Raw genomic sequence first — 14550 nt, forward strand, 5'->3', positions numbered from 1 at the left:
TTTTATTTAATCAAACCAATCAAAGCCTTGTTTATTAATGAGATCATCAGCAGCTTTTGGCCCACTAGACATTGCTGGGTAGTTTGGAAAATCAGGTTTCGGAGCTTCTTTCCAGAGGCGCTGAATATTATCAACAAATTTCCAATCATGTGCAACTTCAAGCCAGTGATTAAAGTTATTTAAATTCCCTTGAATACATGCTAAGATTAAACGCTCGTAATCTGCAGGCATTGCGTTAATTTCTTCCTCATCTGGTGAGTATGACAATTCAATTTGTTTTAATTCATTAGTATAACCGATCGTTTCTTGATTTAAATAAAGTCGATAAGCTAGGTCTGGATTAATTTCAATCATTAATCTATTGCCAGGCACACCTTCTTTAGTTGCTTTAAACTGGACATGAATCGTTGTATATTTTCCTTCTAGTCGCTTTCCAGAGCGAATATAGAAAGGTGTACCTTCCCATTCTGGTAAATCAATTAAAACTTTGGCTGCGAAATATGTTTCAGTGGTTGACTCAGCATCTACCTTATCTTCTTCACGGTACGCTTTGTACTCATTGGATTCACTTTGTCCGTATTGGCCACGCACGACATTTTCTAGTAATTCATTCACTGAATCATATTGATGTAAATTCTTAAGTATATGAATTTTTTCTTGTCGAATCGACTCAGGCTCATCATCCTTTGGTTCGTTCATAGCAACTAATGAAAGCATTTGAAGTGCATGATTTTGTATCATGTCTTTAGATACACCGCTATTTTCATAGTAGTCACCACGATCTTCAACACCCACTTCTTCAGCAAGCGTAATTTGAACATGGTCGATATTCTCTTTATTCCAAATTGACTTTAACATGATGTTACTAAAGCGTAAATTTAGGAGTGATTTAACAAAGCCTTTTCCTAAATAATGGTCAATACGGTAAATTTCATTTTCTTCAAATGAAACTTGAAGTTGATCTTGTAATTCATTGGCTGAATTAAAGTCATTTCCGAATGGTTTTTCGATAATTAATCGGTTATAACCTTGTTCCGTAGCTAAGCCAGAACCTTTAATATGCTGCGTAATTATAGGGAATAGGCTAGGCGAGAGTGAGATATAGAAGATTCGATTCCCTTGTGTTTGATACTTTTCCTCTAACTCTAAGGCTAATTCTTGTAAATTATGGTACTCATCTACATCATTCACATCGTGTGATTGATAATAGAAGTGTGATGCAAATTCTTCAGCATGTGCTTGGTCATCAATTTCATCTTTAATACTGTTTAGGACTACCTCACGCAAATAATCGTCTGTCCAAGGGCGACGAGCAGTTCCTATTAAGGCAAAATGTTCAGATATATAATTGTTTTTGTATAATCGATATATTGCTGGATATAACTTACGGGCAGCTAAATCTCCCGTAGCTCCGAACAATGTAATGAGTAAACGATGTTTTTCCATGAAATCCCTCCATCTTTAACAACCAATATTATAGCTTAAAAAGGACCTAGTTACAATTTAACAAGACGAAAATCTAATAATTTGTTCATTTTATTTTAATATTACTCTGGTTTGTTTTTCTTTACCGATACTTGTATAATTTGACATGTTAGTAAAAAGTACAGTGAAAGGAGATTATTATGAAATTATTTAAAGAATTACCGTTGAAACAATTTATTCAAGATGCGTTATTAGACATTCGCTTTGAAACTTTAACCCCTGTTCAAGAAGAAGTGATCCCACATGCTTTAGATGGACAAAGTTTAATTGTTCAATCCCAAACCGGCTCAGGAAAAACACATAGTTTTTTAGTGCCCATCTTAAACCAAATTGATCCAGATGCAAATGAAGTCCAAGCAGTAGTCACTGCTCCAAGTAGAGAATTAGCAGAACAATTATATAATGTAGCAATTCAAATCGCTGAGTTTTCAGAGAAACCAATCAAAGTCGTGCGTTATATTGGAGGTACTGATAAACAACGCCAACTTGAAAAATTACAAAATAATGAACAACCTCAATTAGTTATTGGTACTCCGGGGAGAATTTTTGACTTAATGTCTGAAAATGCACTTTGGGTTCAATCAACCAAAACATTCGTTGTTGATGAAGCTGACATGACAATGGATTTAGGATTTTTATCGATAGTTGACGAGATTGCCTCTAGAATGCCGGAAGAATTACAAATCATGGTGTTCTCAGCAACAATCCCTCAAACATTAGAAGTGTTCTTAAATAAATATATGACGGCACCAAAAGTAATCGAAATCGATAATCAGGGTGTTATTGCTGATATGATAGAGAATTACTTAATCTATACGCGAGGCAGAGATAGAGCAGAGATAGCTTATTCCTTACTAACAATGGGTGAGCCATACTTAGCACTGATCTTCTGTAACACAAAGCAATATGCTGATGAAGTCAGTCATTTCTTAAAAAATAAAGGACTAAAAGTAGCGACGATTCATGGCGGACTAACACCTAGAGAACGTAAAAGAGTGATGCGACAAATTCGTGATCTAGAATTCCAATATGTAGTAGCGACAGATTTAGCTGCGCGTGGTATTGATATTCCAGGAACATCTATGGTTATTAACATGGAAATTCCAACCGAATTAGAATTCTTTATCCACCGAGTTGGTCGTACAGGACGTAACAATATTAAAGGTGTTGCTTATACTTTAATTGAGCCTGACAACGAACGTGATATTCATACTTTAGAGAAAAAAGGGATTGAATTTGAGCACGTTGACATCGTAAAAGGTGAAATTAGAGAAGTTAAAGCTAGAAATGCTCGTGCAAAACGTGAAGACAAAAAGAAAAATGAAGATACTGTGATTAAAGGTATGATTCAACGTAATAAAAAACGTAAAGTAAAACCAGGCTATAAGAAAAAATTAGATCGACAAATCCAATCACATAAACGAACACAAGCACGTCAAAATAAGCGCAAGAAATAATAAAAAACCAGCTTTCCAATTTTAATGGAAGCTGGTTTTAATTTTGTTAATATTATTTTTCTTCGTCATCATCATCGTTGTCTTGACTCTCAGTATCATCTTTAAAGTCTAAATCGATTGTATCGATTTCATCAAGGTTATTCATAATAGTATGAATAAATTTAGTGTGGTTTTTAAAAGCAAGATACAATAGAAATAAAGTAATTGCAGCTAAAGTAAACTGTGTTGCGACGAATCCCGGAATTAGTATCGACATTAACTCGAGTAATAAAATTGGCACAAATGAGATTACTACTGTTAACTTCAGTCTTGCTTTGAAATTAATGGCTCTAGTCAATCGAACATTAAAGAAACCGGCCATAATACTGATTAATATAATTTGGAACCAGTAAACGAAGAAAGCAGTCACTAGCATTACTACAAACATCATTGTATTAATTGAAAATGATTCTTCAACAATATAATTTAAAAATAATTCAAAGCGATGATTGTTTGCGAAAAGATAATCGTAACCAGGGATTTCTTGAACAGCCTCACCAACGGTTAGAAATGCGTAATCCTCAATAATAAAGATCCCAAACGGTGAATTAGGCATCAACATTTCTCTTTGTTCAGCTGGTACTTCTGTTTCAAAGCCCATTTCAGTATTGATTGAATCATCAATGACGATTTGCACTGAATCAGATTGATAATAGAGTGGTTTTTCTCCTTCAGCTAAATTCAAAGTTCCTTCTGATAAAGAATACTCTGGAATATATTCAACCGCATTAGAGAAGTCATCTGAAATTTGTGAAAAAATTGGAATAATATTAACGAACATCGCTAGTGTCATTGCTAATATAGAACCAAAAGCAACCAAATGAATATATTTCCACGGCACATTTATCGATTCAATATAATAGCGAGGGTTCTTTAACCCTAGTTTAAGTAAATTAAATATTTTCTTCATTGAACCGTCCTTTACTAATTAAATTCATTAATTTATCATACCAAAGTCAATTGAATTATCAAGTATATTTATGACTTTGCATGTCTTTCAATAGTAACTTATTTATATTAAATCAATGTGTACTCAAGTTATTCTTATGTATGATTCTGAATTTAATCAGATGTATTTGAGTCAGTTTCTACGCTAATATTTTTTTGAGAGGTTTTTCTATCCCAATAAATAATACCTACTAAACTGATTAAACCAATCAAGCTTGATATACCTCCAAAGACAACCGAACGAGGGAAGTAGGTTAATTCAACATTATGTTGACCACTCGTCATAGGTATAGCCATTAAGGTATCACTTAATACACTTACTGGTTCAACACTTTCCCCGTCTACGGTTATATTCCAAGCCGCATCATAAGGAATCGTGAATAAGACATAAGCGTCATCTTGTTCAATGGTAATATTCCCTTCAATGTGATTATGACTAGATTGGGTCACATTAAACTTATTATCCTCTTTAGTATCCATCATGTCTTCATAACGCGCTAAGTCAAATTCGTACAATTCAAGTAAATTCGCTTGCAATTCTTCTTCCACAAGCTCTACATCAAAGTATTGATCCTCACGAACAGTATCATAACTGGCATTGTATACTTGACGTCTTCTAAATGGTGAATAGAAGCGATAATGATTTGAGTTTAAATCAAACGAAACATTCTTACTTGAGAACTGGCTCGGTATACTGAAGTAGTATGGATTTCGACTCGTTGTTTCGAAATGCCAACGAATTCTCGGTGTTTGTGCATCATTTTCTGTTGTATCAACATATGTATAATAATCTCCATCTCCGGTATCCGCTACTTCGACATTTTCATAAGTGACATTCGTAAAGTCATGCTCTGTAAAGTAAGGAGCGCCATTACCGTTATAATCTATAAGACTTAATAATAATTCTTGGTTTTCAATGGGTCTATGAGATGTAAATTCAGTCCCATCACTAGCAATATCTGAACTCACTTCCATGCCTAGACCAAAGTTTCTTTCGTTTTCATAAACTTTTACCCTTGAATATTGAGTCGAGATAGGGTGGAATTCCATATCTAAATCAGTGGCTTCTGGATATAAGACATAACCTTCATCCACTGTGTGTTCGCTCGAATTTGTCGTTGGAGCTAAGAAATAACGAATATTAAAGAAATCATCTAAGAATAGCGTGCCGTTAGTATAGGTTGCAAAGCCATTACCATCAGGTAAGCCAAGATAACCATATAACTCAGGGACATGTGCTTCGATGGTCGAGCCAAAGTGATCCATACCACTATAGTGTGTATACATCGCTTCGTTTTTAGTACGCATAAATGTTTTGTTTATACGATAGAAATCATTATCTGGATGACGTAAACCAGCTAAACTTTGATTAAGTGTTTCAGTATAATCTTCAAATTTCGACTGTTGAACATAATTAATATCTGACATAATAATATACGCATTAATGAATAGTTCGCTAAAAACAAATACTAACAGTACCGAGTTTAGAATGATTTTTTTAGGTCTTTCTAATTGAATAATTATGACAAAGGCCAAGAAGAAAGCCAGAGAAATAAAGATATTAATATCATTTAAGAAAGTATATTCATCAATCCATAAATAATAACCAGAGAATAAAGCCATCGCAACAATGGCAGTAATTAATACACCAAGCGGGAAACGCTTGGGTTGATTCTTAAAGGCTTTAATGGCCATTACAAGTAGAAAGAAACTTGTCGTGAACGAGAATCTAAAGTGATACCAAATTGGGAATTGTCCACCATGCCAAAGTTTATTAAATAAATCAAATCTAAAAGAAAGTGCAAACACTGTAAAAATTAATATCGCAACGATTTTTTCAGACAATTTAATTTTTTTATTAATAAAGAAAAGACCTACAAAGAGGATAACTAACATCCCAGCATAGATATTAGGAGAACCTGAAGACATTTCATCAAAGTTGAAACTACCGACAAATAGTTTTGACGCAACATCTTGAATTGTATGAGCAACTTCCCAATCTAATTCAAATTCCAAGTAACTTCCTTTGTTTTGGGTTAGAGAGTAATAGGTCGGAATAAGGGTGATTCCAGCAATTAAAGCTGCGATAATTGAATGAATCCCAAATCGGAAGTAAGAGATTATCGTTTCTTTTAAATTGAATGCAACTTGTTTCTCAACTATGACATATAGCGCATAAATTGCTAAGAAAAGACAAATCATATAACCGATATAATAATTCGCAATCAACATAATCGCTAACGAACCAACATAAAGTAAGCGACTCTTTCCACTAATTAATTGATCTAAACCTAAGGCAATGAGTGGTAATAGCACTAAGCCGTCTAACCACATAATATTTAACTGATACACAATGGTATAACTCATGAACGTATAGGATAAGCTAAAAATTATTGATGGGAGCGTACTTAATTCATACTTCTGACGTGAGAAGTACATAAATGTTAAGCTACTTGCCAGTAATTTGAGGTAAGTAATTAATGTCACTGCGACTTCAAAATTCGATTCGTTAAATAATAAGAAAATCAAATTAAAGGGACTTAACAAGTAATATGCCCATAGGCCAATCATTTCTCCACCGATCGCTTTTTCAAAGCTATAAAGGAGCATTTCAGGCGACTGGGTTAAGGTTTCTTTATACATACTAAAGAAATCAATATATTGTTGACCTAAATCAACAGTAAGCATTGTATCTTTACCAAAGGGTGCAAATTTAAAAATCATTGCAAGCCCGACAAAGAATATCGATACAAATAAAGTATTTAATAAATACGGTTTAAGTTTATTTATCATTTTGTGACTCCTAACGAAATTAATAATCCTATCATATATTAACAAAGAAAAATCTGGTAATCATCTTTTTAGTGTGTAAAATTTATGAAGATAAATTAAAGATTGATGTTAATCTTTGGGTTTGATACAATTTTGATTAATTGTTTGATATAATAATCAGGTGAATTTAAACTATTAGAGGGGAGAAGATAAATGGCACGTTATAAAATAAAACAAAAGAAAACACGTTCGCATATACCTGGACGATTGAATCTCTTGTTTTTTATTTCATTTTTAGTGTTTACTGTGTTATTTATCCGATTAGGATATATTCAATTATATAGTGGTGAACGTTACTCCAATATGGTAGAACGAACCGAATCAACGTTATCAACTGGTTCAGTACCCAGAGGGATGATGTACGATAGTAATGGGAATATTTTAGTGGGTAATAGACCAGAGCAAGCTATTCTTTATACACGTGATCGTGATTCAAGAGTGTCAGCTCAAGATATAGTAGATATTGCAACACAACTAGCTTCATTAATTGAAGTTCCAACGTCTAATTTAACTGAACGTGATTTAAAAGATTATTTCATTATTAAGAATGAAGACTTAGTTAATAGTCGTTTAACAGAGGAAGAATTATTATTACCTGGATCTGAGTTGTATAGTGTCCAATTGGAATACGTTACGGATGAAGATATTCAATTTAGTAACGCAGAAATGAAGATTGCGGCATTATTCAAACAAATGAATAGTGCTTATGCCTTATCAACCGTCACAGTTAAAAATCAAAACGTGACTCAAGAAGAGGTTGCACGGGTATCTGAACAATTAAGCCAATTACCTGGTATTAGTATTGGGACAGATTGGCAACGTGTCTACCCGATGGGAGAAATGCTTAGATCGATCTTCGGTCAAGTTTCAACTGAACAGGGCGGTATACCAAGTGAATTAGCTCCTGAGTTACTTCGCCGCGGATATGCCATGAATGACCGTGTTGGGATGAGTTATCTAGAACAAGAATATGAGAATGCCTTAAAAGGTACAAAATCATTATTTAATTTTGTGACAGATTCTTCAGATGATATCTTAGAAAATGATATGTTATATGAAGGAACTAAAGGGGATAACTTGGTTCTGACTATCAATACTGAGTTCCAAAGAAAACTAGATGAAATTGCTGAAAATTCATTGAGAACGATGGAACAACAAGGTCTGAATGACCGTGTGTATATTGTTGCATCAAATCCAAAAAACGGGGATATCTTAGGTATCTCAGGAAAACGATTTGAATACAATGAAGATACAGATTCATATAATACGGACGAAATCGTTGATGATACACTCGGAGCGATTAATACAAGTTATGGTATGGGGTCAAGTATAAAACCTGCCATGGTAGCTACAGGTTACATGGAAAATGTTATTTCTTTAGATAATAATATTCTAGTCGATGAGCCGTTGAAATTCCAAGCTTCGCAAGAAAAAACATCGGTATTTAACCGCACAGGCGAAATGCCAATTGATGATATTGAAGCTTTACAAAAATCATCAAATATTTATATGATTAAATTAGCGATGATGATTGGTGGACAAACAACCTATGAAGAAAATGGCCGTTTATCTATTGATGATAATACAATCAATATTATACGTGATTATTTAGCTCAATTTGGTTTAGGAACACAGACCGGAATTGACTTACCAGTTGAATCTGCTGGATTTAGTCCAGAAAGTGATCAACTCGTAAGTGCACTTGATTTATCTTATGGTCAGTTCGACTTGTATACACCTTTACAACTAGGTCAATATGCAGCAACAATCGCTAATGGCGGTATACGTTATGCACCTAGACTCGTTAAAGAAATACGTGGAACGGATGCGAATGGAGAATTAGGTTCTGTTAAATCATCGAATGAAACTGAAATCTTGAATGTTATACCGATTGATGAAGCAGCGATGGAGCGAATTCATGAAGGGATGAGACAAGTATCGCATACACTTGACGGTACTGCGCGTTATCTATTCATGAATTACCCAATTGAAGTTGGATCTAAGACAGGGACTACAGAGGCATTCTATTCTGGCCCAATCCAATATGCACAAAATCAACCGGTAACTAACGCGACATATGTTGGTTTTGCACCGTTTGATGATCCAGAGATTGCTATTTCAGTAGTTATTCCATATTTAGAAGAAGAGAACTGGGGACGTGAAAGTACTCGTGTTGCCCACCAAGTTATGAACGCTTACTTCGAAATGCAAGCTGAAACAAGTGGGACAATTGAAACATACTTAGATAGTCCAGCTGCTCAAGAAATTAACTAATAGAAACACACCCACTTTCTAAATGGAAGTGGGTGTTTCTTTGTACAAAAAAAGCTTTGTGGATTTAATTTTTTCCACAAAGCTAAATTCTTTATATTAATAGTAGTAATATGCTCCGTCTGTAATAATTGAAGCGATATCGTGAATACTCATATCAGAATTCAATTCAAAATCTCCAGCTTGGATCACAGCATTTAAATCCCACTCATCTAATAAGCTTTGGAATTCGTCAGCTGAGTCAATAAATCCGTCTGATTCTAGTCGAGCAGCAATATCACTAGATGCTTCGCCTGAAGCAATCGTGAAGCTGCCTTCTAAGTCTGGTTGAGCTTCGGTTACTTCACCAGTTTCTGAACCTGTATTATCAGCTTCAGTATCTGTGTCAGTACCATTGTCCGTTGTCTCTGTATCAGATTCATCGTTATTTGTTTCTGTGCCAGTATTATCGAGTTGAGCGACAAGTGATTCGTTAGCTTCAGTTAAGCTACTTATCTGTTCTTGCGCAGATGATTCGTCCTGATTATCTCCAGAGGATAGTGATTCATTTAATGAATCACGCTCAGCAACTAAAGAACTTACTTGTTCTTCATATTGACTTATTTGCTCTTGATCGCCAGAGCCGAGAAGAGAGTTTACTTGTAACCCTTCAACTGGGGCTTGGCCTTGAACAAATATGGCGAAAGCACCTGATAAAATGCCGGCAGAAAGAAATCCGATACCTAATGAACGTAATGTGTTTTTTTTCATCGAATGTTCCTTTCTAACGATTTTCAATATAATCGTCAATAACTTTTTGAATCGTTACTGAGTTCAATTGAACTTCTTGACTGATTTCATGCATTGTATAACCTTGAGAGTAAAGTCGGATAATCATTTCGTGTTGATTATCTGAAACTTCTTCTATCTCTTGTGATTCTACAGGCTCGTCATCGTAAACTTCATCAGTTGAATTATATACAACTGTTTCGTTATATGGTGTGTTTTGAGATTTTTCAAGTTCAGCTAAACGAGTTTTGATTGCATATAACTCTTCTGATTGTTGAACTGTATATTCATTCATTTGCTCAGTAACATCTTGGTCATCTCCTGCGAAGAATGAAGCAATTAATAAGATAATTGCAATGACTAATAGGGCAATGACTAAAATCCAAATGTCCATAAAGCACCTCTTTCCGTGAGTTTGTATTCTTACTTCATACAATTTTATCAAATCTGCAACAAGATTCAACTCTAAGCATGTTACAGATTCGTAATAATTTAAATTCATTTTACCAATATATAAGGAAAAGAGCAAAATATAAAGAGTTTTTTGAAAATAATATTTGTTACTTGCGCATTTTGTGATATAATATTTTGGTATTGTATAGAGAATACATTAAAAATCAAAACTCAATCAAGTTTGGAGGGATAATAATGCGCATTAATATTAATTTAGAATGTACTGAGTGTGGAGAACGTAATTACTTAACAAATAAAAACCGTCGTAACAACCCTGATCGTTTAGAGAAAAATAAATATTGCCCTCGTGATCGCAAAGTTACACTTCACAGAGAAGTTAAAAAATAAGTCTATATAACACGATACAGAGATTCATCGAGAAATCGAGAATCTCTGTATTTTTTTGCTTGTATTTTAATCCATTAAAAGCAACATGTAATTTAACTGAATTACTATGGTTTACTAGGGGCAAACTATGGTAGAATACATGAGTGCATGGGAGGAGAGCGGATACAAATGAAAGATAATATAAGTGAAAAAGTAAACATTCGGCGTTCGACGCTCACTTCAATGAAAGCCATGGATGCGAATCATCGCAAAAAGCTTGAAGCAAATTTATGCGAGCAATTAATCAATTATATAAATGAAAACCAATTTCAATCGATTGGCTTTTATTACGGCTTTCATCCTGAAATTAACACGCCACTAATTATGGAAGAAATATTTAAATTAACAAATAGTTCATTATATTTGCCTAGAATAGAAGCTAATTATCAATTAAGCTTTCGGGAATATCAAGACGAAACTCAATTAGAAACGGTTCAAAGAAAAATCAGACAACCGAAAAGTGATGCAAAAAGCATTAATATAGAAGAAATTGATTTACTAATCGTCCCAGGTGTTTCATATCAAGCGAATGGCTATCGGATTGGTTTCGGTGGAGGCTATTATGATAGAGCCCTTGCAGATGCTAATATCGATACCGTGTCACTCATCTTTAATGAACAACTCTATCCTAATGGGTCATGGAAGGTTGAAGCGCACGATATTCCGATTAAAAAGCTGATTATTCCAGACAAAGGAGAATTTGATGAACAATCAATTTAGAGCGTATAATCAAAGGCAGTATAGACCATTCATGACCTATATCTTTTTAGGTATTAATGTCGCTGTCTACGTATTTATGCTATTAAAGTATAATACGACAACAGATATCATGGCATTACTTGAGATGGGGGCCAATTTTTCACCCGCGGTGATTATCTTTAATGAGTGGTGGCGATTATTAACTGCGGCATTTATTCATATTGGCTTCTCACATATTTTAATGAATGGGATATCTTTATATTTTCTAGGTATGGATTTAGAGAAGATACACGGTCATGGTAAATTTGCATTGATTTACTTAATTTCGGCGATTGGGGGAAACTTATTTTCCTTTGCATTTAACGTGAATGTTTCTGCAGGGGCATCCACGGCGATATTTGGGATGTTTGCGAGTTACTTAGTGTTAGCGTATTTAAACCCCGATTCACCCATATTTAAACAAAGAGCGAGTACATTCACTGTTTTACTAGTGTTGAATTTCTTGAATGGTTTATTTACATCAGGAATTGATAATTGGGGTCATCTTGGCGGGGCGATATTTGGTGCATTAATAACGTTTGCGGTTGGTTTTGGATCCAAGCGAACATTAACAAAGACAAATCGACTACTAGCTATTTTAGCTATGCTCGTGATCGCACTAATACTAGTATTTATCGGTCGTAATCGGATTTTAAGTTAATATTTTAAATAAATGATAATAAATGAAAATAGAGGAGTCAGGTAGGAAATGAATATTTTATTATTTCTTTTAGCGTTAATCGCTATTGGTTTAGTTGCTTATGGGATTTATTTGTTAGTATTATGGGTGATGCGTAAACAATCCGCAGAAATGGCTGAAAGTCATGAGATTAGAGAGAATATCCGTAAAGTTCAAATTATTGATGTGAGAGAAACACCAGAATTTGATGCTAAACATATCTTAGGAGCAAGAAGTATACCGATGTCACAGTTTAAGCAAAGATTTGCAGAAATCCGTAAGGATAAACCTGTGTATTTATATGATGATGCATTGAATTATGCATCTAGAGCAGCCAATATCTTGAAAAAAGAAGGCTATGATAAGATTTATATCTTAAAAGGTGGCTTTTCTAGTTGGACTGGAAAAGTTAAATCAGAATTATAATAGATTAAATAACAAAAGACACGCGACATCTGAAAAGATGTGACGTGTCTTTTGTTTTAGTTAAATGTAGATAAACTAACCATTAAACTTATAACAACTGAAGCTAGCATAATTACTACCATTGTAATTGCGACAAATTTAACAATTCGATCCATCTTTGATTTTTTACCTTTATTCGATTGAGCTGCAAGTTTATTCCAATTTCTTTTTTTCGATTTAGCCATGTTCCCATATCCCTCACTTTTGTAGCCATTATTATAATTGTAAATATAAAAAACGTCAAATCAATCTTACAGAACAATTATAAATAGAATATAAATAAGTATTGAATAATATATTTCTCATCAAATATTTAAATATAGATGTTAAACCTTTAATATTCTAATGAAATTTGCTAAAATAGTAAAGGAATCATAAGGAGGCAAATAAACATGACAAAACAACAAATTGGTGTAGTGGGTATGGCCGTAATGGGTCGTAATATCGCATTAAATATTGAAAGCCGTGGCTACTCTGTTTCACTTTATAACCGTACGGATTGGAAAACAACAGAGGTTGTTGACGAAAATCCAGATAAGAATTTAGTGGCAACATATGACATTGAAGAATTCGTTAATTCATTAGAAAAACCACGTAAAATTTTATTAATGGTTCAAGCTGGTAAAGGTACAGACGCAACGATTGAAAATTTATTACCTCATTTAGATAAAGACGATATTTTAATTGATGGTGGGAATACGTTCTTTAAAGATACAATTCGTCGTAATGAATATTTAGCAGATTCAGGCATTAACTTTATTGGTGCAGGAATTTCTGGTGGTGAAGAAGGGGCACGTTTTGGACCGTCAATCATGCCAGGTGGCCAAGAAGAAGCTTATGCTTTAGTCAAAGACATCTTAGAAGCAATCTCAGCTAAAGCTGAAGATGGGCAACCATGTGTAACATACATCGGTGCTGATGGTGCAGGACACTATGTGAAGATGGTTCATAATGGAATTGAATATGGAGATATGCAATTAATTGCTGAATCATATGACATTATGCACCGTGGTTTAGGTATGTCTGCTCAAGAAATTGGCGACATCTTTACTGAATGGAATAATGGCGAGTTAGATAGTTTCTTAATGGAAATTACATCACAAATTCTAAAAACTACAGATCCAGAAACTGGTAAAGCAATGGTCGAAGTGATTATGGACCGTGCAGGAAACAAAGGGACAGGTAAATGGACTTCACAAAGTGCACTAGACTTAGGTGAGCCATTATCATTAATTACTGAATCTGTATTTGCTCGTTTCATCTCTGCTCAAAAAGAGGAACGTGTCAAAGCAAGTAAGATTATTCCTGCGATTGAAGCAGAAATGGAAGTAACCGAAGATGAGAAGAAAGACTTTATTGAATTGATTCGTAAAGCACTATACTTCAGTAAAATCATGAGTTATGCTCAAGGATTTGCTCAATTACGAGCAGCAAGTGAAGAAAATGAATGGAACTTACCATACGGTGAAATCGCTAAGATCTGGCGTGAAGGATGTATTATCCGTGCTAAATTCTTACAAAACATTACAGATGCATACGAAAAAAATGCAGACTTACAAAACTTAATGTTAGATGATTACTTCTTAGACATTGTAACGAAAAATAATAGTGCCGTAAGAGGGGTAGTTTCTAAAGCAATTGCAGCAGGAATTCCAGTACCAACATTCTCAGCAGCTATTGCATATTACGATTCATATCGTTCAGAAGTTTTACCTGCGAATATTATTCAAGCACAACGTGACTTCTTCGGTGCACATACATATAACCGTGTGGACAAAGAAGGAACATTCCACTTCTTATGGAACGAAGGTAAAGAAGAAGAAATCGATTGGTAATATTTTTCATTACAAATTAATAACACATGAGATTTCGGCCGTAAACATTAACTTTACGGCCGTTTTTTCTTCTAAAGAAAGAAATAAAACAGATCAATTCAACTCATAGCATATTAATAAATACAAAAAAGGATTGAGAAAATATTCTAATTATATTAGAATAAATCACTTAATTAGTAGCAATATGCGATAA

At 34.2% G+C, this 14550-nt stretch carries 13 protein-coding genes; 7 read left to right on the forward strand and 6 right to left on the reverse strand.

Annotation, left to right across the window (positions count from 1 at the left end):
• Nucleotides 1-6: 6 nt before the first annotated feature.
• Nucleotides 7-1446 carry a glucose-6-phosphate dehydrogenase gene (gene zwf, locus ACFO5Y_RS08865; protein ID WP_197104019.1) on the reverse strand — a complete coding sequence of 480 codons (1440 nt, stop codon included), beginning with the start codon at nt 1444-1446 and terminating at the stop codon, nt 7-9.
• Between the two features lie 179 nt (nt 1447-1625).
• Here zwf and ACFO5Y_RS08870 point away from each other — a divergent pair, with 179 nt between their 5' ends.
• Nucleotides 1626-2942 carry a DEAD/DEAH box helicase gene (locus ACFO5Y_RS08870; RefSeq protein ID WP_197104020.1) on the forward strand — a complete coding sequence of 439 codons (1317 nt, stop codon included), beginning with the start codon at nt 1626-1628 and terminating at the stop codon, nt 2940-2942.
• Nucleotides 2943-2994: 52 nt separating this feature from the next.
• On the opposite strand, the gene ACFO5Y_RS08875 is transcribed toward ACFO5Y_RS08870, so the two are convergent.
• Both ACFO5Y_RS08875 and ACFO5Y_RS08880 read right to left on the reverse strand, forming a co-directional pair.
• On the reverse strand, nt 2995-3891 hold the full coding sequence (locus ACFO5Y_RS08875; protein WP_197104021.1) for a DUF1189 family protein: 897 nt from the start codon (nt 3889-3891) through the stop codon (nt 2995-2997).
• Between the two features lie 152 nt (nt 3892-4043).
• Nucleotides 4044-6722, reverse strand: a complete 2679-nt coding sequence (locus ACFO5Y_RS08880; protein WP_197104022.1) for a YfhO family protein — start codon at nt 6720-6722, stop codon at nt 4044-4046.
• Between the two features lie 192 nt (nt 6723-6914).
• On the opposite strand from ACFO5Y_RS08880, the gene ACFO5Y_RS08885 reads away from it, so the two are divergent.
• On the forward strand, nt 6915-9035 hold the full coding sequence (locus ACFO5Y_RS08885; protein WP_197104023.1) for a peptidoglycan D,D-transpeptidase FtsI family protein: 2121 nt from the start codon (nt 6915-6917) through the stop codon (nt 9033-9035).
• Nucleotides 9036-9131: 96 nt separating this feature from the next.
• On the opposite strand, the gene ACFO5Y_RS08890 is transcribed toward ACFO5Y_RS08885, so the two are convergent.
• Both ACFO5Y_RS08890 and ACFO5Y_RS08895 read right to left on the reverse strand, forming a co-directional pair.
• Nucleotides 9132-9782 carry an endolytic transglycosylase MltG gene (locus tag ACFO5Y_RS08890; RefSeq protein WP_197104024.1) on the reverse strand — a complete coding sequence of 217 codons (651 nt, stop codon included), beginning with the start codon at nt 9780-9782 and terminating at the stop codon, nt 9132-9134.
• 13 nt (nt 9783-9795) lie between these two features.
• Complete coding sequence (locus ACFO5Y_RS08895) at nt 9796-10194, reverse strand: DUF6115 domain-containing protein (RefSeq protein WP_138403677.1); 399 nt, start codon at nt 10192-10194, stop codon at nt 9796-9798.
• A gap of 254 nt (nt 10195-10448) precedes the next feature.
• On the opposite strand from ACFO5Y_RS08895, the gene rpmG reads away from it, so the two are divergent.
• The 4 genes from rpmG (at nt 10449) to ACFO5Y_RS08915 (ending at nt 12483) form a co-directional block, all read left to right on the forward strand.
• Nucleotides 10449-10601 (forward strand): 50S ribosomal protein L33, encoded by a 153-nt coding sequence (gene rpmG / locus ACFO5Y_RS08900; protein WP_138403678.1) that lies wholly within the window; start codon nt 10449-10451, stop codon nt 10599-10601.
• A gap of 168 nt (nt 10602-10769) precedes the next feature.
• A complete protein-coding gene (locus ACFO5Y_RS08905; RefSeq protein WP_197104025.1) occupies nt 10770-11360 on the forward strand; it encodes a 5-formyltetrahydrofolate cyclo-ligase in 591 nt (196 codons plus the stop codon).
• Complete coding sequence (locus ACFO5Y_RS08910) at nt 11344-12039, forward strand: rhomboid family intramembrane serine protease (RefSeq protein WP_197104026.1); 696 nt, start codon at nt 11344-11346, stop codon at nt 12037-12039. The genes ACFO5Y_RS08905 and ACFO5Y_RS08910 overlap by 17 nt, the downstream gene beginning before the upstream one ends.
• A gap of 48 nt (nt 12040-12087) precedes the next feature.
• Nucleotides 12088-12483 (forward strand): rhodanese-like domain-containing protein, encoded by a 396-nt coding sequence (locus tag ACFO5Y_RS08915; RefSeq protein ID WP_197104027.1) that lies wholly within the window; start codon nt 12088-12090, stop codon nt 12481-12483.
• A 56-nt stretch (nt 12484-12539) separates the two neighbouring features.
• On the opposite strand, the gene ACFO5Y_RS08920 is transcribed toward ACFO5Y_RS08915, so the two are convergent.
• Nucleotides 12540-12707, reverse strand: coding sequence for a DUF4044 domain-containing protein (locus ACFO5Y_RS08920; RefSeq protein ID WP_197104028.1), 168 nt, complete (start codon nt 12705-12707; stop codon nt 12540-12542).
• Nucleotides 12708-12914: 207 nt separating this feature from the next.
• Here ACFO5Y_RS08920 and gndA point away from each other — a divergent pair, with 207 nt between their 5' ends.
• Nucleotides 12915-14357 (forward strand): NADP-dependent phosphogluconate dehydrogenase, encoded by a 1443-nt coding sequence (gene gndA / locus ACFO5Y_RS08925; protein WP_197104029.1) that lies wholly within the window; start codon nt 12915-12917, stop codon nt 14355-14357.
• Nucleotides 14358-14550 lie beyond the last annotated feature (193 nt).

It is taken from the genome of Ruoffia tabacinasalis (genome assembly GCF_042652985.1).
In the GTDB taxonomy this organism is placed as follows: domain Bacteria; phylum Bacillota; class Bacilli; order Lactobacillales; family Aerococcaceae; genus Ruoffia; species Ruoffia tabacinasalis.

Coding starts and splice junctions, on each gene's coding strand:
- gndA (WP_197104029.1), top strand. CDS start 12,915: ATGACAAAACAACAAATTGGTGTAGTGGGTATGGCCGTAATGGGTCGT.
- ACFO5Y_RS08875 (WP_197104021.1), bottom strand. CDS start 3,891: ATGAAGAAAATATTTAATTTACTTAAACTAGGGTTAAAGAACCCTCGC.
- ACFO5Y_RS08915 (WP_197104027.1), top strand. CDS start 12,088: ATGAATATTTTATTATTTCTTTTAGCGTTAATCGCTATTGGTTTAGTT.
- ACFO5Y_RS08885 (WP_197104023.1), top strand. CDS start 6,915: ATGGCACGTTATAAAATAAAACAAAAGAAAACACGTTCGCATATACCT.
- ACFO5Y_RS08905 (WP_197104025.1), top strand. CDS start 10,770: ATGAAAGATAATATAAGTGAAAAAGTAAACATTCGGCGTTCGACGCTC.
- ACFO5Y_RS08920 (WP_197104028.1), bottom strand. CDS start 12,707: ATGGCTAAATCGAAAAAAAGAAATTGGAATAAACTTGCAGCTCAATCG.
- ACFO5Y_RS08910 (WP_197104026.1), top strand. CDS start 11,344: ATGAACAATCAATTTAGAGCGTATAATCAAAGGCAGTATAGACCATTC.
- rpmG (WP_138403678.1), top strand. CDS start 10,449: ATGCGCATTAATATTAATTTAGAATGTACTGAGTGTGGAGAACGTAAT.
- ACFO5Y_RS08890 (WP_197104024.1), bottom strand. CDS start 9,782: ATGAAAAAAAACACATTACGTTCATTAGGTATCGGATTTCTTTCTGCC.
- ACFO5Y_RS08880 (WP_197104022.1), bottom strand. CDS start 6,722: ATGATAAATAAACTTAAACCGTATTTATTAAATACTTTATTTGTATCG.
- ACFO5Y_RS08895 (WP_138403677.1), bottom strand. CDS start 10,194: ATGGACATTTGGATTTTAGTCATTGCCCTATTAGTCATTGCAATTATC.
- ACFO5Y_RS08870 (WP_197104020.1), top strand. CDS start 1,626: ATGAAATTATTTAAAGAATTACCGTTGAAACAATTTATTCAAGATGCG.
- zwf (WP_197104019.1), bottom strand. CDS start 1,446: ATGGAAAAACATCGTTTACTCATTACATTGTTCGGAGCTACGGGAGAT.